The sequence below is a fragment of the Adhaeribacter pallidiroseus genome (assembly GCF_003340495.1).
GTDB classification, from domain to species: domain Bacteria; phylum Bacteroidota; class Bacteroidia; order Cytophagales; family Hymenobacteraceae; genus Adhaeribacter; species Adhaeribacter pallidiroseus.
Map to the genome: position 1 here is coordinate 1,594,845 of NZ_QASA01000001.1, position 19,349 is coordinate 1,614,193.

A 19,349-nucleotide genomic window follows, 5' to 3' on the forward strand; every position below is an offset into this window, starting at 1 on the left:
TAAAAAATATTATGGCAGATTATCCATTGCCCGTCTTTCACTTTCGCGTAGAATGGGGCGGTACCAAAGTTGGTTTTTCTGAAGTTTCCGGCCTTACCCAGGAAGTGCAGCTCATTGAATACCGCGAGGGCAGCAGCCCCGATTACTCCACTATTAAAATGCCCGGTTTGCACAAGTTTAACAACATAACCCTCAAGCGCGGCATTGCCAAAGGCGATAACGAGTTTTTTACCTGGCTGAACTCCGTGCAATTAAACACTGTAGAGCGCCGCAACTTAACCATTAGCCTGCTCAACGAAAACCACGAACCCGTTATGAGTTGGAAAGCGCGTAACTGCTGGCCCGTGAAAGTAGAAGGTCCGGGTTTAAAAGCCAACGGAAACGAAGTAGCGGTAGAATCTATCGAAATTGCCCACGAAGGCATTACTTTAGAAAATAAATAGGCGTAGCCAGCTTCAATTAAAAAATTGCTGAACAGTGTTAACCTGTTGATTGCTACTATTTGAAAAATTTTGTATGTCTGATTTCCGAAACAAGTATGGCAGCGTATTATCCGCCGGTAGGTTTTCATTTTAAAGTGGATATTCCGGGCAAAGGAGCAGGCGATAAAGACATGCGGTTTCAGGAAGTAACCGGTTTAACCGCCGAAATTGGGATAGAGGAACTGGTGGTGGGCGGCGAGAACCGTTTTACTTACCGCTTGCCTACCCGGGCCAAATATGCTAACCTGGTGCTTAAACGAGGCATGCTCCAAGACTCCGGCCTGATTAATTGGTTTCGGAACGCTATCGAGAATTTCGAGTTTGAACCAGTAGATATCAGGGTGCATTTGCTGAACGAAAAACACGAAATACTTAATTCCTGGGAGTTCCGGCAGGCCTACCCCGTGAAATGGGTGATTTCCGATTTTAAAGCATTGGAAAACTCCCTGGTAGTAGAAACCATCGAACTCAGCTATCAATTTTTTTCCCGCAAATGAGATGGTTGTGGGTTGCAGGTTGCAAGTTACAGGTTGAAAGGTTGCAAGTTACAAGTTGCAAGTTACAGGTAACAGGTTGGAAGGTTTTAAAGTTGGAAGTTGCAGACTCAGCTTACGGGACACGTTTTTACTACTGGTTTTTTAAATTTTAATCATCCAACCCAAATGTTTTTTAAAATTTCAGATGACTTATTACTGAAATTTCAGCTGGATGTACCGGTAAAGGAAACAAGTAAAACTTAAAGTGTTAGCCTAACTCCTAACGCCAGTTTAGCAAAGCGTAACGGGTGTTTAATTATAACAGCCAGTTTATAACCGACGAATCCGGCTAACAAAAAATAAAACACTAACTTTAATGATATGCATACAAAATGTTGTAAAATAGCACTTTATCACTAAAATAAGTTAAATTAAAGTTATTTTAACTTAAAATTGATAACCCTCTAACCTCCAATCTGCAACCTGCAACCTGCAACCTATACCCCGCAACCTTCTAACTTTTTAACCTTTAAACTTTTCAACCAAAAACCCATGCCGGTACAAATTAACGAAATGATTATTCGGGCGAAGATTACCGAAGGAGGTTCCCCGATAAAGACCATAAAGCGCCGACGGCGGCGGGCGAAGTAAATAAGGAAGAGATTGTGAAGGAGTGCGCCGCTTTGGTTCTAGAAATACTTCAGGATAAAAAACAACGGTAATGGCCGAATCCAGCTTACGCATTATTGCTTACGGCAGCCCCAAAGACGGCGATCCCTCGAAAGAAATCGGGAGTTTTACCGTGGATTTTAATCCCAATACCTTGGTGGTAAGCAATAAGATTGAGTACAAACAACCCGATGCGAAAGGGCAAGCCGGCGGCGACCCGGTGTTCGAGAAAATTCCGCCTTTGGAGTTTAGCCTCGAGTTTACCATAGACGGCACCGGCGTAGCCATGGGCAATTTATCGCCGGATAAAAAGAACGCTTACAAAAGCAAGAAACACGATTACGTAAAATCGCAGATTATCAAATTACGCGAAGTTACGGGCAGCGGCATCAACGGCGATATTCACCGGCCCAATTACCTGGCTTTGTTGTGGGGAACGTTTAAGCTGGAATGCGTGATTACCGCTCTGAATATAACCTATAACCTTTTTGATGCCCAAGGTACACCTTTGCGGGCGAAAGTTACCTGCAACTTTATAGAACGCATTGGACCGGGTAAAGGTGGCCGGCAATCCCGACTCGAATCGCCGGACCTGACCAAGTACCATGTGGTGCGGGAAGGAGATATTCTGCCGTTAATTGCCCGCCAGAACTACGAAGATTCTTCTTATTACCTGCAATTGGCGCGGATTAACAAACTGAAAAATTTCCGGAATATACCGCCCGGTGTAACCTTGGTTTTACCTCCATTGGTCGAGAAAGATGCCTGACAGCCCAAATACTTTAGCTACCCGCGAACAGCCCAGCGACCTGGTAAACTTTAAAATAAAGTTGAACGGCAGCGCCATGAACGGTGAATACGCGGTGGTGGGCCTACACGTTTTTAAAAGTTTAAATAAAATTGCCTATGCCAAAGTTACGCTCTCGGATGGCGACCCGGCCAAGCAAGATTTTGAAATCAGCAGTAAAGAAGACGCGCTGGTGCCCGGCAGCGAAATTGAAATTGCCATGGGATATCATGCGCAAACCAAAGTTGTATTCAAAGGCATTATTATGAAACATGCCTTACGGGCGGGTAAAAATAAAAAATCGTTCTTAACCATCGAGGCGAAAGATAAAGCGATTAAACTCGTCGGCGGCCGCCAGAATTTTTGCTATCTCGATAAAACCGATAAAGATATCGTCAGCCAGATTTATAGTAGGGCCGGCTTAAATAGCAGTGATTTAAATATGGCCGATACGCCCGGACAGCACGCCCAAATGGTGCAATACAACGTGGGCGATTGGGACTTTATTCTTTCGCGCGCCGAAATGAATGGCCTGATGGTGTTCCCGGACGATAACAAATTAATGATTGCTAAACCGGATACTAACCAGGAACCCGCTAAAGAAATTACCTACGGGGTAGATGTCATCGAGTTTGAAAGCGAGCTGGATGCCGAGTCGCAGGTAAAACAAGTAAAGGCTTACACTTGGAATTTAAAAGATCAGAAAATTGAAGAATCGCCGGAGGCCAGCGTGTTATTTAAGGAAAGCGGCAATATAACCGCCGACCAATTAGCCGAAGCTCTGAAACGGCCCGTCCATCATTTAGTACACGGCGGTAACCTCAATCCGGAAGAGTTAAAAGCCTGGAGTGAGGCCCGTTTATTAAAGAGCCGTTTAGCCCGGGTAATGGGCCGCATTAAGGTAAAAGGAACCACGGAACTTAAACCAAATCAGGTGATTAAGCTTAATGGGTTCAGTAAAAGGTTTAATGGCCATGTGCTGGTTACGGCTATCCGCCAGAGCTACGAACAAGCAATCTGGGAAACGGATATACAGTTTGGTTTTCCGGAACAATGGTACTACCAGCGCGACGATATTGTGGAAAAACCAGCGGCGGGCTTATTGCCCGGAATCAACGGTTTGCAAATAGGTATTGTCACGCAACTCGAAAATGACCCGGAGCAACAAGACCGGGTACAGATTCAATTGCCTTTGATTGACACGAAAGAACCGCTGTGGGCCCGTCTGGCCAGCTTAGATGCGGGTAAAGAACGAGGGGCCTTTTTCCGGCCGGAGATTAACGATGAAGTAATCGTGGGTTTCCTGAACGACGATCCCCGGTATCCCATTATTCTGGGCATGCTGCACAGCAGCACCAAACCCGCACCCCTAACCGCTAAAGACGATAACCACGAGAAAGGTTTTGTAACCCGGAGCAAAATGAAGCTGCTCTTTAACGATGAAAAGAAAATAATAAATCTGGAAACCCCTAAAGGCAAAAAAATAGAGATTAACGAAGACCAAGATACTATTATACTATCGGATCAGAACAACAACAAAATCACGCTGGATGCTTCCGGCATTAAAATCGAAAGCGCCAAAGACATAACTTTAAAATCAGCGGGCGGCAACATTAAAATGGAAGGAGTAAACATTGAAGGAAAAGCGCAAGCCAAGTACAGTGCCGAAGGCAGTGCCACGGCCTCCCTGCAGTCATCGGGCCAAACCGTAGTAAAAGGTTCTATCGTGAATATTAATTAGTTGCAGGTTGCAAGTTACAGGTTGGAAGGTTGGAAAGTTAGAAGGTTAGGTAGACTAAAAATTTAAAAAATTTTACTGGCGCGAGCGTCTTCGCTCGTGTCTACTATGCGGGAGGCCTCCGGCCGGGTAAACTAGAAAGCTTTTGCTTTGCTATAGAGCAACTTAATTAAAACCCAAATACAATCAATGTACCACCAGCCAGTGGCCGGACGATAAGTATCACGGCGAAGACACTCGCGATAGAAGAAAAGTTAAAAATAAACCTTAGGTGTTATAGAACAAACCACCGCAGCCCAGTACCAGGAACAATGTTAATTTGTTCTTTTAGCCGGCGCAATCTTCGGTAAATGCTACTTGGTAAATGGTAGTGGGTACTTAGTAAATAGATAAAACTGCCTCTCCTTTCCTGTTCTTAGGGAAGGTGGCCGGAGGGCGGAAGGGTAAAACTTTCACCCAGAAATAAAATCTTTCAACAATAGAAATTTAAAAAAAAATGCCTTTCGCCGCCCGCATTACCGATATGCATACCTGCCCCATGGTAACCGGCTTAGTGCCACACGTGGGCGGGCCCATTTTGCCGCCCGGCAATCCTACGGTGTTTATCGGTGGTTTGCCGGCCGCTACGGTCGGCGACATGCTGGTGTGCGCCGGCGGACCAGATTCTATTATAAAAGGATCTGCTACCGTGATGATCGGGAATAAACCGGCGGCCCGCTTGGGCGATAGCACTGTACACGGCGGCCTGATTGTGTTGGGTTGTTTAACGGTAAATATAGGAGGATAAGTTATGGATAGGAATCTTCAAAATTTTACCGGTACCGGCTGGAAATTTCCGGTAGAGTTTCAGAAAGATTTAAAAACCGTAGTTCTATTAAACGGCGAAGAAGACATCCGGAACAGCCTGGAAGTATTATTTGCCACACGCGTCGGGGAACGTATCATGCACTCCCGCTACGGTTCGTCCTTGTCGAGTTTCCTGTTTATGCCCATGAACAAAAGTACTTTAACCTACATGGAAGCCATTGTGCGCGACGAAATATTGTTTAACGAGCCCCGCATTGTTGTTACCGATGTGGAAATTCGACCTTCCGAAGAATCCGCCCGGTTAGATATAGCTATTGAATACAAAATAACCGCTACGAATAACCGCTATAATTACGTGTATCCATTTTACCTAAAAGAAGCCACTAATCTGGAGTGGTGAGTGGAAAGTTGCAAGTTACAGGTTGCAGGTTAGAAGGTTGAAAATTTAAAAAAATTGAAAGCATGATGCTTTAAACATTTTACGTGATAGAAGAAGAAACATCCAAAGATCAAAACCTTAAAACCTATAACTAATAACCTTACAACTTTCCAACCTTTCAACTTTAAAACCCCGTGAAAAAAGATCTCCGAAGCTTTGGTAATATTTTAAAACAGGAAGGCACTTCCCAGTACGACCGGTTTTTGCCGGCCCTGGATCCGCAATCTGTTTTAATCGACGACCGGAAACTAGAAGACTTTATTGCCTTTGCGCAGCACTACGCCAAACACCTGTTGTACGTAAGCGCTGATCGTGACCAAGTTACTTTAACGGAGAGTTGGGACTATTTTTTTAAAAATAACAGCGTTTTGCTGATCGCCAACATTGCCACTAAAAACGCAGCGTACTACAAAGAAACCCACGATCATCTTCTGGAACTCTTTAACCAGGATAAAAGCTTAGCCAACTTTACCGAACTGCTGGAATTTACATTTTCGCGGTTTAAAAAGCTGAATAGCTGGTATTACGCTGCTGCTCCGGATAGCGCGTTAAACTTCGATCTGAAATTATACATCAGCTCTTATTTACAGCAGGAACTGGAAAGCTTGCAGGAAATGCTGCTGTATACGCGCAATCTCAACGGTACCCCTTACCGCCCCGCCGATTTTCAGGTAGATTTATTTAGTACGCATAGCCAGCCCGATGCCAATGAACGGGAAATAAACGATATTCTTAAAAATTTAAATATTTCCCTTACAAAAACGGGACCGGGTGGCTTACGGGAAAAAGTAAAAAGTATTTTACAGCAGGATAATGTTTGGGAACTGCGCGATAAGGAGAATATACCGGCCCGGGAGCGTTTGTTTGCCGGTAACACGGATGAAGAAAAACTCACCAGTGCCTCTTGGCGACTAAATAAAATATTTGATGCGGTTTATCACGCCTCCGAAAGTATTATTAACAACTGCCACGGCTACTTCGAAGAAACCGTTCATCAGCAACAAAATCATCCGCCGCATTTGGCTTTGTTTATCGCCTTTATTAAACTGTATGGCTATGCGCAGCAAGAGCTGAATAAGTTACCCCAGCGGCACCTGGATTTTTATTACAAAGAAGTTTTACAAATAAAAACCAAACCAGCCGTGCCCGATCAAACCTACGTGGTTTTTGAATTAGCCAAAGGGTTTACAGAAAGTGCATTAAAAAAAGGAACGGCTTTATCGGCTGGCAAAGACCAAAGCAACACCGAACTTATTTACGAAATTCAAGAAGATATTAGCATTAATAAAGCGCAGGTAGCGGCGGTACACACCGTGTTTATGCAACAAGATGCCGATAAGCAAACCCTCAATTATTTTACCGAAGCCCTGGATACCAACTTGGCCGCCTCCGATCCGGGCATGGCTTCCTGGAAAATTTTCGGCGAACCCAAACCGGCTTTGTTAAGCGAAATAGGTTTTGGAATGGCTTCTACGCAGTTTTATTTGGCCAAAGGCGAAAGAAAGGTGGTAATTACTTTAGAAGTAGAGGAGCCCATTGCGGTAGAAGAATTTAACCCCCGGCTGCTGCGGCTTTTGCTAACCGGCGAAAAAGGCTGGCTGAATAGCGATGAAGCTACCAGCAACCTTACGGTGCACGCCTTAACGCGAACGGCCCCCACCACCTTAGAATTAAAATTTAGTGTTTCCATCACCCAGGAATCAGCGATTGTGGCTTACGATCCGGCTCTTCACCCCGGCAACTTCCGGACAAACTTGCCCGTAGCGCAGTTTATTTTAAAATATCCCCGTCGGCAGGTTTTACCCGAAGATCCGCAGTATCCCGTTTTTCAGGAAAACATCCAACAGTTAAACGTATTGCAACAGCTTAAAATTACGGCGGTTTCTATTCGCGTGCAGGTGGGCAGCCTAAATACCCCGATTAGTTTTGACGGAGTAAAAGAATTATTAATCGAAAATAACGATGCGGCTCTGGATAGTAAAAAACCATTTTACCCGTTCTCGGCCGTACCTAAGGTAGGTTCGGCTTTTTACCTGGGTTGTAAAGATTTATATTACAAAAATATCGATAAGCTCTCGGTAAACCTGGAGTGGCTCCTGCCGGATAATTTTAGCACGTATTATAGCAAATACCTGCCGCCCTACGATTCGCACCAATTTAAAGCTACGCTGAGTATTTTAAATAATAAGCGCTGGCGAAAGCTAAACGATGTCTCCATCATTGATAAAACCGCGGTTGATCCGCATTTTCGATCGCTACGGATCGATTTTCATAAACTAAAGATTAACCCGGAACCGAGCGATAACTATACCGAAACTGCCGTGGATACCGACCGGAAAGACGGCACTTTGCGGTTAAAATTAAATTATCCGGATTTTGGGCACAGCATTTACCCGCAATTAATTACCACGGCCGTCATGGAAAAAGCAAACTCCAAATACGGCTCCGTCGATTTTTATAAGGTGGTCAAAAAACACCTCTATGATTCGCGCATTACCATAAAGCTGCCCGAAGACATGGACCAACGCCAAGGTTCTTTACGGGTGGTGTACGATATCCTGGAAAAAGTGCCGAATACCAACCAAGCCCGGGGCATGATTGTGAATAGCTTAAGCGAAATGATCCGGCGGGTGAATGGGAGCAATGTAATCGTGCGGAAGCCCAAGCCAGCCACCGAAGCCGAAGACATTACGCCCGAAGAAGAAGGCCGGGTTTTAGTAAATGATGATAACTATATCGAGCGCATCCTGCGATTTTTAAAAAAAGTAAATTTAGTCGACGACACCATCTTCTACGATAAAAACCAGGAAAATACCACCAGTGTGGTTAATGAAGTAAAAGAAGCCGTAAATAGCAAAGCAGATTTTATTTTACCTTCCGATAAAGAACTGGAGAGCGTCATTATAACCGAAGCCAGTAATGCCATCGGGAAAACGGTAGCCAACGTGGTAGATGATATATTGGCTTTACGCCAAAGCAACGGCACGGATCCGGTGGGAGTGGCCGAATTGTTAAAAAAAGAATTTCAGGAGGCCAATGAAGTAATCAACGACATGATTGCTCGCAAAATAGCCATTCTGCTTTCGTCGAATGAATTACCACCCCCGCCTTACGCACCTTTAGTAAATGCCCTGGCCTTAAGTTACTCGGCTACCAAAGCGGCTAACGCCCACGACGATCAGTTTTTTCATATTACGCCTTTAGGAGTTTTCCGGATTAATGCCCCAGCCAGCAGTTCGCCGGCTGCTCCCGCCCGATTAATTAAAACCAGTTCTATTTTTCCGAAAAACTTACTGGATAATCCGCAGCGGACCGAAGTAATGCCAGGCATGTTGTTTATTGGGCTGCGCGACGTAGTGCCTAACCAAAATGTAGCGGTGTTGGTGCAGGTAGCCGAAGGTTCCCGGGTGAACGATAAAAAACCGCCTCCGGTACACTGGTGGTATTTACGGAATGATGAATGGCAAAAGCTAAATGAAGATGGATTAATATCGGATAGTACGCATGGTTTGCAAACTACCGGCATTTTGCAGTTTGCCATACCGGCTTATGCTTCCAATACTTCTCTATTATTTAACGCATCGGATTTATTTTGGCTGTGTGCCAGTGTTGCCCACGATCCGGACGCATTTCCGCGGCTGGTAAGTTTAAAAGCGCAGGCAGCCCTTGTACAATTCGTAGATCAGGACAACGACCCCCGGCATTTAAGTTTACCGCTGGAAGCTTATAAAATAAAGAACCTGGTTAATAAAATTCCTGCCGTTAAAAAAGTTAGTCAGCCGGTTTCTTCTTTTAATGGCCAGGTACAAGAGCATGAGTCGATGTTTTACACGCGGGTAAGCGAACGGTTGCGGCATAAAAATCGAGCGGTTACCAATTGGGATTACGAACGGCTGGTGCTGGCGCATTTTCCGGCTATTTTTAAAGTAAAATGTTTAAATAATTACTACAACGGGCAATTTGTAACCGGGCACGTAACCGTGGTACCCGTGTCAGATTTACGAAATAAAAACTACTACGGCAGCAACTTACTTTTTCCCAAAACGAGTTACATCGATCTCCGGAACATTGAAAAAGTACTGCGCGCCCACGCGGCTCCCTTTGTGCAGGTGCACGCCATTAATCCGCAACTCGACCAGGTATTTATCCGGTGCAAAGTAAAGTTTCACACCAACGTAGATCAAGGCTATTATTTGCAGCAGCTTAACCAGGATTTAATCCAGTTCTTAACTCCCTGGGCCAGCGGCCAGGCCGAATCTTTGGCTTTTTCGGCCAAAATATACGCCTCGTCCATCATCAACTTTATCGATCAGCGCGATTACGTGGATTACGTGGTAGATTTAATTATGCAGCAATACACCGAAACCGATAGCGGCGAAAAAATATTTGCGGTCGATACTGATCAGCTAACCTCGTTGGTCGAAACCAAATTTACCACGGGTCACTCGATTCTGGTATCGGCCCCCAAACACGAAATTGAACTGATATAGCCCCACCCCCGGCCCCTCCCCGGTGGAGAGGGGAGCTTTTATATATTTTAATTATAAATTGTGGCAAAAGCCAATTGTGTTACTTGATTATCAAATCATTACATTATAATAGTTTAATACTAAATTATGAAGGCTCCCCTCTCCACCGGGGAGGGGCCGGGGGTGGGGCTATACTTACAACCTTCCAACTTTCTAACCTTACAACCTGTAACCTGCAACTTAAAACCTGAAAGCAAACATGGCAGCACCGGTAACCATTGATCAAGAAAATAAGCTGTCATGGGCAGAAGATTATGACTTTTTGCGCAAAGAAGGCATTAAGCTTATTCAGGATTTATCCGGCAAAATCTGGACGGATTACAACACCCACGATCCCGGGATTACCTTGCTGGAAGCTTTTTGTTATGCTATCACAGATTTAGGATACCGCACCCAGTTTGATATCAAAGATTTGCTAACTCCTCCGGAGTCTAGCCAGGATACGCCGAATAATCATTTTCTCACGGCTCGCCAGGTTTTGCCCAGCAACCCCATAACTTTACTGGATTACCGCAAATTAATTATTGACATAGAAGGAGTACGCAACGCCTGGATAGAAATAAGCGACGACACCGAAATACCCATTTACCTGCAGGAAGTAGACAACCAATCAGACCCAGCCCAACCAGCTTACGGCTTGTCCGGGGATGGCGGAGAACTCTTGCGCCTGAAAGGATTGTACAAGGTATTTGTGGAGTACGAAAGCACTATTATTTTTCAAAAAAAAGAAGAAGAAGTTGCCCAGAAGATAAAAGAACGGCTGTACGCGCACCGCAACTTGGGCGAAGATTTTGTGAGTGTTACTTCCATAGAATACGAATATTTTAAAATGGGAGCCGAAATTCAGGTAAGTGAGGGCCAGGATATCGAAAAAATTAACGCGCGCATTTACGAAGTTATTTACAACTTTTTTTCGCCGCCGGTTACTTTTTACAGCCTGGAGCAAATGCTGGCCAAAGGCTACTCTGCCGAAGAAATATTTGAGGGCCCCGTGCTGCGGCACGGCTTTATCGAAAGCAGCGAATTAGAAAAATCGAAGAAATACAAAGATGTACACCTCTCGGATATCATGCGCCTGATCTCGGGTATTGAAGGGGTAATTGCTATTAAAAAGTTTACCCTGCCACTCGAGTCCCAATCAGCTTTCTCCGATTTTACGAGTTGGCTAACCAACGTGAAAGACAGTCAGCGAGCTCCCCGTTTAGATACCGATAACTCCCAGATAACCTTTGTTCGCAGCGGCGACCGGCACCGTAATGCGGCTGAAAAACAGCCCAATAAAGAACGGGTAAAGGCTTTGTTTTCGTTTTTTCAGTCGGCAAACTTGCGGTCGCGGCTAAAAGGTGCCGGCAAAGATTTACCCGTGCCCACGGGCGAATGCATGAACCTGCTGGATTATTATCCGGTGCAGAAAAGTTTACCAGCGGTTTACGGTTTATCCGAATCGTACCTCGACCCACCGCTTGACCAACTAACCTTGCAGCGGGCAGCTTACGAATTGCTGGATGCGCAGGTTGGTTTGCCCTTGCGGGAAGTGCTAAATCATTTGCGCCTCGAAAAACCATACGACGATACCTTGCGGGAGCAAATAGATGAACTACTAAAACCGGGCTTGCCCCCGGAAGAAGTAGATTTTATGCTGCACCAAATCGCTACTGATAAAGAAAATGCCTCCATGATAGCGGAGCTATTACCGGCCTTGCTGCCGGTCGGGACCACTGCCACCGCTATTACGGACCAGATAGCCGTTTTATTAACTAATCACCGGAAATATCCTGTTTCTGTTTCGCCAGCAACCCAGGAAATTCAGGCAATGGTAACCCAAACCGTGAACCAACCTTTATTGCAAGTAACCCAGGACCAGGACATTCGGCAGGTGCGCGCGGCTTACCGCTTGTACCAATTAAAAAAATTAGAACCCCGGCAACGGCTTACCTTACAGTTGCGGGGCTTTTTGATGGTGTTTGAGCAAATACTAGCCGATTACTTGGGCCAACTGGCTGCCATACGAGATACTTTTTCCTTTACAGGAATTGCGGAGCACACGTATTTTCCGCAAACATTAGCGGATGTGCCGGACCGGGCGGCATTGTTTATGGATTACGAAAAATTTGCCGAAGAACAAAGCAATCTGGCCGAAACCGAAGAAGCTTACCAGGTCCGGCGCAATCGTTTGCTCGACCATTTAATGGGCCGCATGGCGGAAGACTTCACTAAATACAACTATTTTATGCAGGCCTCGGGCGGTAAGGCTGCCAACAAACAACTAATTACAGATAAAACCGCCTTTTTAAAAGATTACGTGGTTATTAGCGCGTACCGGAGTCAAGGCTTTAATTACAGTAACCCCGAAGCCGTTTGGAACAGCGCTAACGTGAGCGGCCTTAAAAAACGCATTTGTCGCTTGCTCGGCATTCCGGATTATACGCAAAAATTTATTGCCCAAGATGCCTTGTTTATTCAGGAAACCACGCTGGATAACCAGGTGAAACGCTATGTGGTGGTGCTAACCGACCCGGATAATCGAGATACTATTTTGTTACGCAGCGTAGAATTTGAGTTTAGCAGCGAAGCCGAAGAAATTTTAAATTATATGCTGATGCACGGCGCCAACCCGGATTTGTACGAAAAAGAAGGGCGGCGCGATAAATGGCAGTATCACCTCAAAAAATTTACCCAGGAAAACGACTACGAAATCGTAGCTAGTCAGTCGTTTGCCAAGCAAGTGGATTCTGAAGCCAGTTTTGATCGGACTTTAACCGTGCTTACTAACTTTTCCCGCGCCGAAAACTTTCACGTGATTGAACATATTTTGTTGCGGCCCAAAGTAGCCGCGCGCGAACGGTCGGGCAAAAGGGGCAATGCTTTAAATGCCGACACCGTAGAATTTCTGTCGGTAAATGCTACTCCGGCCATACAGGCGTTAACCGGGTTCAAACCCACCGACCCCGTGTACAAATTCCGGATTATTAATACCAAAAACGAAGGAAAAACCAACTGGCGCCTGAGCCTTACCAAAGAAGATTACGACGAAGTATTAGGGATAAACGAAGATTTTTTGTTTTATAAACATTTAACGCGTCGGCTGGAGCAAATCCGGCAGTTTGCCTCAGACCGGGCCAACTTCGTTATCGATCAAAACGCCGATGGTTATAATATCTTCCGTTTAGTTGATGTAGATCGGGTACTGGCCGAAAGTAAAAAACGTTACCGCAAACCAGAAGACTTAGACGCGGAGCTGAATAGTTTAGTGGCCTTTTTCTCGTTTGAGCTGCAAAAAAGAAGTAATCAACCCGAAGAAGAAAATGCATTGGTGGCGCAAGCCGATCCGTATTCCTTTCAAATTTCTATTGTTATCCCGGAGTGGCCGGCCCGTTTCCGGAATAAAACCTTTATGCATTTGCTCGAAAAAACCATTTACATGGAAACGCCGGCGCACATTTATCCGCAGGTGTACTGGCTTAATCACAAGCAAATGCGCGAATTAGAAGAAGCCTACAAAATCTGGCTGGAAGAACTACCCCAGGCTGATATAGCCAACACCGAAGTAGTGAATAACTTAGTTTACCAATTAAACGAACTACGCAAATAGGGGAGCCATGCAAACGATAGCGATTAATAAAGAAATATTTGAGTTTACTTGCTCCCAGGAGCAAACGGCCAAAAACGTGCAGCAGCAGTTTCTGCATTACGTGGCCCCGCAATTCCATGATCTCCTTTATAAAATAGTTACCGAACAATTTACGCATACCAGTCTGCACATAGAAAAGATAGAGATTGACCTGGGCGACATAAATCCGGATACTTTTGGTGAGCCGGCAACCCTGGAAAACTTGGAGCGTGATTTAACGCAACAATTGCTCGCGTATAAAAACAAAGCAGGGCAGCGAAATAGTTCGCCTTATTTCTTTCACAACTTTCCGGCACCATCCAATAGTAATGCGTTGGCCGGTTCTTCGGGCGCTAACGCTCCAATAAGGGCCGTGCTGGATAGTGAACTAGAAACTTTGCCCGTTGCTTATAATGAACTCCTACTCGCTACCAATAACCAACCAAAGGCTAGTTTTCACCAGGACTGGGAACTGATGCAAACTTTTTTAATGACCGGCGATTTACCTTGGTGGGCCGATAAAAAACAAACAATTCCGCTGGATACACTTATTCGCCGGATAATAACGCAGCAACCCGCTTTTTTTAAAAATTTCCTGGAAACGCAGCCTTCCGGCAGCATCATTTGGCAGCGGCTGGCATTCGTTAGCAAACCCACTACCCGGGTTTTAATAAATCAATTAAGCCCGCAGGCGGGCTCAAGCGTCCGCACAAATGCTGCCAACCCGTGGCAAAAAGCAGGATTTTCTTTTTCGCTAAGTCAATTTTCAAAAGAGCAATTAGCCCGGCTCAAATTGTTTTTTCAACAACTTCCGGTAAGTAGGGCCCATGCCCAAAAAGCCGCGTTAGTGCAAAAGTTACTGGCTCTTTCGGCTTTAAACTGGGTGCAGCAAGCCGCTCTTTTCGATTGGCTCTCCGAACCGGATTTTAAGGTAGTACAGGCTTATTTTACCCAAGAAAACGCCAAGCATCGCCGTTCTGAAAAGCAGCGGGTACAAAAAGCTTTGCAACTGCTCACCGGGTACCAATTAGAATTTTTATTGTATCCATTAGCCTTACCCCCGGTACCCACCTCGCCGCATTTTCCCCAGGAGGGTTCCGTATTTTTTACTCTGAATAATTATCCAAGTGTTTCCACAAACCAGGCGCTACCCCTTAGCGCTCCGGCTGGGCAGGAGCAAGGTGCGGGTAAGAACCAAAATAATCCGGAAATCAAGCCGGGTTCCTCCCCGGATCAAACAAAACCAGATTCGGGCAATCTAACCAACACTTACCCCGGTTTCCGGAGTAAACCGGTAAAGGTATTTGCCGGTGAACCCCCTACCGCACTATTGAGCCATACCGGGAATACTTGGAATAAAGCGGGTAATCGTGTTTTTACGCCAATAAATTACTACAATCCAACAACGGCGGTTTATGCCGCCCCAAAGCCGGAGGCAGAATTTAAAAGGAATTACTTGCTTGTAAATAAAGAGAAGGGAACAGCTGAGCAGGAGGACGAAAATTTAAAAAAACAAGTACCGGCGCTGGCCTTTTTACTGCCGGCTACCCTTGAAGCAGCTAAAACTAATTTGCTGCCGAACGTACAGAATAACTCTACCCAAGCAGAAGATCAGCCCGTGTTCCCATTTCCGGTACTTGTTAGTCCGGTTCGGCAGGTTCCGGATCCGGGAAGCTTATTGGGGCAGGTGCCCGGGCCAGTAGTTCATAAACCCTTACAAGCCTTAATCCGGAAACTAACTCCGGAAAGTCCGGCTTTTCGGGATTGGCTCCAGCAGTTAACGCCGCAGGATGTTCGAAACCTGCGACAAATTTTTGTAAAACACGCGCTGCCCCAGCAGGAACGGCAACAACTTATTCGCACTTTGCTGCAAAATCCGGCTTTACTTCACCAGCAATTATTACCCATTCTGGCGAATGTATCGGCTTTTCAACCTTTATTTTTAAAAATGCCGGCCACTAGCGTCGGGCAGCCCACTCCCAAAAACCGGACGGCCAATACTCGCCTGATCGGAAATATAAGGGCCTTGCAAACCCAATTTGATACCGTTATACACCACTTACCGGCTAAAGAAAAGGCCGTGCTGCGGGATATTTTACAAAAGGGCGCGTGCCACACGCCCAGTGAGCAGCAGATTTTACGTCGGATTTTAATAAAATTACCCACCCAAAGTTTATTGTTTTTGCAGCAATTAGCGGAGTTGCCCGCCCCCGGTTTAGCAGTTTTAAACACCCGGCCCGTAGCTACGCAGGACGATTATTCAGCTATTCTATCGGATAAGGGTTCACCTAAATTTTACGTCGAAAATGCGGGTCTTTGTTTAATAGCTCCGTATTTGCCCGGTTTGTTCAGCCGCTTACAATATGTAGAAAACAAAGAATTTAAAGATATATATACCGCCACCCGGGCGTTGCAGGTGGTGCAGCACTTGGTTACGGGCAGGCGCTACCATCCGGAATATGCGTTGGTTTTGAATAAAGTGCTGTGTGGCTTTAACCTTAATAATTGCCTGGCTGCCCCGGTGCGGCTCACCAAAAACGAAGTTACCGAAGCCGAGAAGCTTTTACAGGCGGTAATTGAACACTGGAAAGCTTTAAAAAACACTACTCCCGCGGGTTTTCGCGAATCTTTTTTGCAGCGTTCCGGCATACTAACCGAAAAAGATACGCACTGGACCTTACAAGTGGAGCGGCAAGGGCACGATGTATTGCTCAGTACTATTCCTTGGGGTTTTTCCTTGATAAAATTGCCTTGGATGAAAAAAATGCTGCAGGTAGAATGGTGAGGTAAAAGTTGAGAGTTAAAATTATTCTGGATTTAAAGTCTGTGAATTTTTTCCGATGGGGATTTATCCGGAGAAATTCAACTTCTAAGCTTTCAAATTAAAAAATTTAAAAAATCTAAGAGCCAAGAGGCATTAAAATTTAAAAAAACTCTCCTGCGTAGCTAGCGGGAGCTACTTATATAAACCTAGATAATGATCAAATCTAAGAAATGGGTTTGCCTTACCAACGAAGCGCACGTTTTTGATGAGCCAACCGAAGATGGTTTTTGCAACATTTGTCCCCCATACGAAGGCATTGTGGAAGAAAGGGTAGTGTTGGTGGAAGATGCAGATAAAGAAGACTTCTTCCCGGATGCACCCACCAAGCCAGACCTTCCGATGGGCAATGGGGGAAAAGAATTAATGGCGGAGGTTGGTTTGTGCGTGATTTTAATGGATGCTTCTTCTTCCATGACCGATCAGGCTTTTCCGGGTAGCCCTCTAACGCGCATGCGCTTAATTGCTACCAGCGCGGCCAGCGGCATCTTTGACCTGGAACGCATGCAAAATAACCCCAATGCCTACGTGGCCGCTTTTAAATTTGATGATCGGGTAGAACTGATGTTCGTGGATACGGTCGCGAATTTATTGACCCGCTTTGATAAGGACGTGAAAAAGTTTGCCAACTACCTCTACGACGAACTGTATACGATGCAGCAGGGCACCGACATTAACCGGGCTTTGCAGCAAGCTTACTCTTTCGTAGATAAATTCATGAAAAAGCAATTACCTGATTTTAAGGTGCGGGATTACGCCCCCATGAAGCAGATCATTTTAAAAAGCTCCGGCGATTCTTTATCTATTGCCAATGTGCGGGTTTTAATTTACACCGACGGCATGCAGTACGATGCCCAGAAAAATAAAATTTTAAAAGCTAATCCGTTTAAGCTAAATCCCATTGTGGGCCTGAACCACGATATTGTTATAGGCGCATTTTTCGGTAACGAAACCGACGAAGGCTGCCAGGAATTGCAAAGTTTACTGAGCGAATGCCCCATTCACGATGAGCGGCAATTCTTCTTGTTTAACAATCCGGCTAAGATAAACATCTTAAAATATTTGTTCCGGATGGCTTCCGGCGCTTCCGGCTTTTGTCCGCGGTGCCTCGAAAAACAACTCTACCGGTAATATTAAGTAAAAAAATGCATCTGCTCGCTTTTACCGCCTCGGCCTGGCTCCTGAATCTTTCGCTTACTTTTGGGTGGCAGGATACCGTTCGGGTAACGCCAGCAGAAAGTACCAATCCCCCGCAGGTAAAAAAGAAAAGCCTGATGTAAAGCTTAACCCATCAAAGCCAGCCGTTTCGGTAACAAAAATTGTTTTAGATAGCCCGGACCTACCAAAATTTAAAAAAATACCGAAAGTAGCCCTGCCGGTAAAAAATTTAAAAACTGATTCGCAATTAACTTTCCAGGATTCGGTGTGGGTATGGCTACCCGATGTAAGCGCTAACCCAGCGCCACCACACGTGTGGCAAATGCGCCTGAGTGGCCGGGCTGGTACAAAAACTATTTTCAGGGATTACCGGCTAATTTTAGATTCTACGAACGAGGCAAAAACCAGCCAATCCGGAAAAACAGCAAGCCGCACTTTTCAAAGCGCGCAGTGGCAGCTATCCGGTGGGGGAGCGGTCTCAAACAATTTTGCCAAAGCTAGCCAACCAGAGTTATCAACGAAATCTCCGTTGGGTGGAGCACCGGTTAAAGATTCTGAAGTAAACCCGTTTTGGCAAAACCTGGCTATTTTAGGTAGCGCTTTAATAGGATTATACGGCTTGTTATGGGCTGCCAGCCGTTTTTTACGTTTTTCCGTTCGGGTAATCGCTCCGGATGCTAAAAATGTAACACCAGGTCTGCCGCGCCGGGAACAAGCAATGGCGGCATCAACAACAGAAAGTGAAAACAGCGGCCGTACTCAAGAATCTTTGTTCCGGAACCAGGATGGTCAGTCCTTTCCTTTCGAAATAAACTCTCCTGGGCCGCTGCCAAACTTACCGCCGGCATCTATGCCGGTGCCGGATACCCGAATTTCCGCCGCCGGATCTTATTTTTTTACGGAATTATTGCTGACAGCAGGGCCCCGTAAAAAATACATGAGCGACCCGGAGGCCGATAAAGATTTAGGCGAAGATGTTTGTGGTTTGGTCACCAACCAGCAGCAACTATTGTTGTGGGTACTCGATGGCACCTCCGACCAGTATTGCCTGCGCCATCCAATCGATAAAAAAGAATATTTTTCGAGCCGTTTACTAGCCCAATCCATAGCTAATAAACTGCGAATGGCCTTTACTCAACTCTCCACAACCTCCCTGGAGCAGGTGTTGAACCAGGCGATTACGGCCGTAAAAACAGATTGGCTTCGGCACTTGCAAGATTTGCCCCCGGAGGAACAAACTGTTCTTCAAGCCAATATTTTAAATAAAAACATTCCGGAGTGTGCCACCACCCTTTTATTTGGCACCCTCAGCTTAGCCGGCAATTTAACGGCTTACCGGTCCGGCGATTGCAAAATGGTGCTGTATACCCAACCGCATCAAAACCAAGCCGCCCTTCTGGAAACCCCGCTGCTCGCCAAAAACGAAGCCAGTAACGACCGGCTCTTTTTCCGATTAATCATTAATCCGGCCGGGGAGTTCGATATTTTGCATAATACGCCCAAGTTCGAGATTATTCAACACAGTCAGGTACATGCGCTGGCGGCTTTCTCCGACGGCATTGGCTTAGAAACCGAAACCCGGCTGCGCGAACTGGCCGATAAGTCGCTAGAGTCCATGCGCGAAGACATTATTTACCAATTGCAAGGTACTGCCGATGATAAAGCGATCTGCTTTGTAGAAATCCGGCAAGCGCCCCACCCCCAGCCCCTCCCCAGTGGAGAGGGGAGCTATTTATGACATTGTAATATGTAAATTATTGCTTCTTGTAGTGCCCTAAGCTTTAGCTAAAGGGATGTTTGATGCAAACAGAGCTCCCCTCTCCATCGGGGAGG

At 45.7% G+C, this 19,349-nt stretch carries 12 protein-coding genes; all 12 read left to right on the top strand.

The genetic code is table 11. From position 1 onward, the window contains the following. Positions 1-11: 11 nt before the first annotated feature. The 12 genes from AHMF7616_RS06155 to AHMF7616_RS06205 all read left to right on the top strand — a co-directional run bounded on the left by AHMF7616_RS06155 (position 12) and on the right by AHMF7616_RS06205 (position 19,254). The gene (locus AHMF7616_RS06155; RefSeq protein WP_115372091.1) at positions 12-443 is read left to right on the top strand and encodes a phage tail protein; all 432 of its coding nucleotides are present in this window, start codon (positions 12-14) and stop codon (positions 441-443) included. A 95-nt stretch (positions 444-538) separates the two neighbouring features. Further along, positions 539-979, top strand: coding sequence for a phage tail protein (locus AHMF7616_RS06160; protein ID WP_115372092.1), 441 nt, complete (start codon positions 539-541; stop codon positions 977-979). Positions 980-1,623: 644 nt separating this feature from the next. After that, the gene (locus AHMF7616_RS27910; RefSeq protein ID WP_394335773.1) at positions 1,624-1,680 is read left to right on the top strand and encodes a hypothetical protein; all 57 of its coding nucleotides are present in this window, start codon (positions 1,624-1,626) and stop codon (positions 1,678-1,680) included. Further along, entirely contained in the window at positions 1,680-2,396 is a 717-nt protein-coding gene (locus AHMF7616_RS06165) for a CIS tube protein (RefSeq protein ID WP_115372093.1), read from the top strand. Before AHMF7616_RS27910 ends, AHMF7616_RS06165 begins: the two co-directional genes overlap by 1 nt. Next, positions 2,389-4,155 carry a type VI secretion system tip protein VgrG gene (gene vgrG / locus AHMF7616_RS06170; RefSeq protein WP_115372094.1) on the top strand — a complete coding sequence of 589 codons (1,767 nt, stop codon included), beginning with the start codon at positions 2,389-2,391 and terminating at the stop codon, positions 4,153-4,155. The genes AHMF7616_RS06165 and vgrG overlap by 8 nt, the downstream gene beginning before the upstream one ends. Positions 4,156-4,648: 493 nt before the next feature. After that, entirely contained in the window at positions 4,649-4,939 is a 291-nt protein-coding gene (locus AHMF7616_RS06175) for a PAAR domain-containing protein (RefSeq protein WP_115372095.1), read from the top strand. A gap of 3 nt (positions 4,940-4,942) precedes the next feature. Then, on the top strand, positions 4,943-5,359 hold the full coding sequence (locus AHMF7616_RS06180; RefSeq protein ID WP_115372096.1) for a GPW/gp25 family protein: 417 nt from the start codon (positions 4,943-4,945) through the stop codon (positions 5,357-5,359). 173 nt (positions 5,360-5,532) lie between these two features. Beyond that, positions 5,533-9,888: a baseplate J/gp47 family protein gene (locus AHMF7616_RS06185; protein ID WP_115372097.1), complete on the top strand. Its 4,356-nt coding sequence runs from the start codon at positions 5,533-5,535 to the stop codon at positions 9,886-9,888. A gap of 238 nt (positions 9,889-10,126) precedes the next feature. Next, positions 10,127-13,519, top strand: coding sequence for a hypothetical protein (locus AHMF7616_RS06190; RefSeq protein WP_115372098.1), 3,393 nt, complete (start codon positions 10,127-10,129; stop codon positions 13,517-13,519). Between the two features lie 7 nt (positions 13,520-13,526). Beyond that, on the top strand, positions 13,527-16,322 hold the full coding sequence (locus AHMF7616_RS06195; protein ID WP_115372099.1) for a contractile injection system tape measure protein: 2,796 nt from the start codon (positions 13,527-13,529) through the stop codon (positions 16,320-16,322). A 192-nt stretch (positions 16,323-16,514) separates the two neighbouring features. Next, on the top strand, positions 16,515-17,489 hold the full coding sequence (locus AHMF7616_RS06200; protein ID WP_115372100.1) for a VWA domain-containing protein: 975 nt from the start codon (positions 16,515-16,517) through the stop codon (positions 17,487-17,489). Positions 17,490-17,562: 73 nt separating this feature from the next. Next, the gene (locus AHMF7616_RS06205; protein ID WP_115372101.1) at positions 17,563-19,254 is read left to right on the top strand and encodes a protein phosphatase 2C domain-containing protein; all 1,692 of its coding nucleotides are present in this window, start codon (positions 17,563-17,565) and stop codon (positions 19,252-19,254) included. The last annotated feature ends 95 nt before the right edge of the window (positions 19,255-19,349 follow it).

Excerpts from the sequence above, each read along its gene's own strand:
- AHMF7616_RS06155 (WP_115372091.1), top strand. The coding sequence starts at position 12 with ATGGCAGATTATCCATTGCCCGTCTTTCACTTTCGCGTAGAATGGGGC.
- AHMF7616_RS06160 (WP_115372092.1), top strand. The coding sequence starts at position 539 with ATGGCAGCGTATTATCCGCCGGTAGGTTTTCATTTTAAAGTGGATATT.
- AHMF7616_RS06165 (WP_115372093.1), top strand. The coding sequence starts at position 1,680 with ATGGCCGAATCCAGCTTACGCATTATTGCTTACGGCAGCCCCAAAGAC.
- vgrG (WP_115372094.1), top strand. The coding sequence starts at position 2,389 with ATGCCTGACAGCCCAAATACTTTAGCTACCCGCGAACAGCCCAGCGAC.
- AHMF7616_RS06175 (WP_115372095.1), top strand. The coding sequence starts at position 4,649 with ATGCCTTTCGCCGCCCGCATTACCGATATGCATACCTGCCCCATGGTA.
- AHMF7616_RS06180 (WP_115372096.1), top strand. The coding sequence starts at position 4,943 with ATGGATAGGAATCTTCAAAATTTTACCGGTACCGGCTGGAAATTTCCG.
- AHMF7616_RS06190 (WP_115372098.1), top strand. The coding sequence starts at position 10,127 with ATGGCAGCACCGGTAACCATTGATCAAGAAAATAAGCTGTCATGGGCA.
- AHMF7616_RS06195 (WP_115372099.1), top strand. The coding sequence starts at position 13,527 with ATGCAAACGATAGCGATTAATAAAGAAATATTTGAGTTTACTTGCTCC.
- AHMF7616_RS06200 (WP_115372100.1), top strand. The coding sequence starts at position 16,515 with ATGATCAAATCTAAGAAATGGGTTTGCCTTACCAACGAAGCGCACGTT.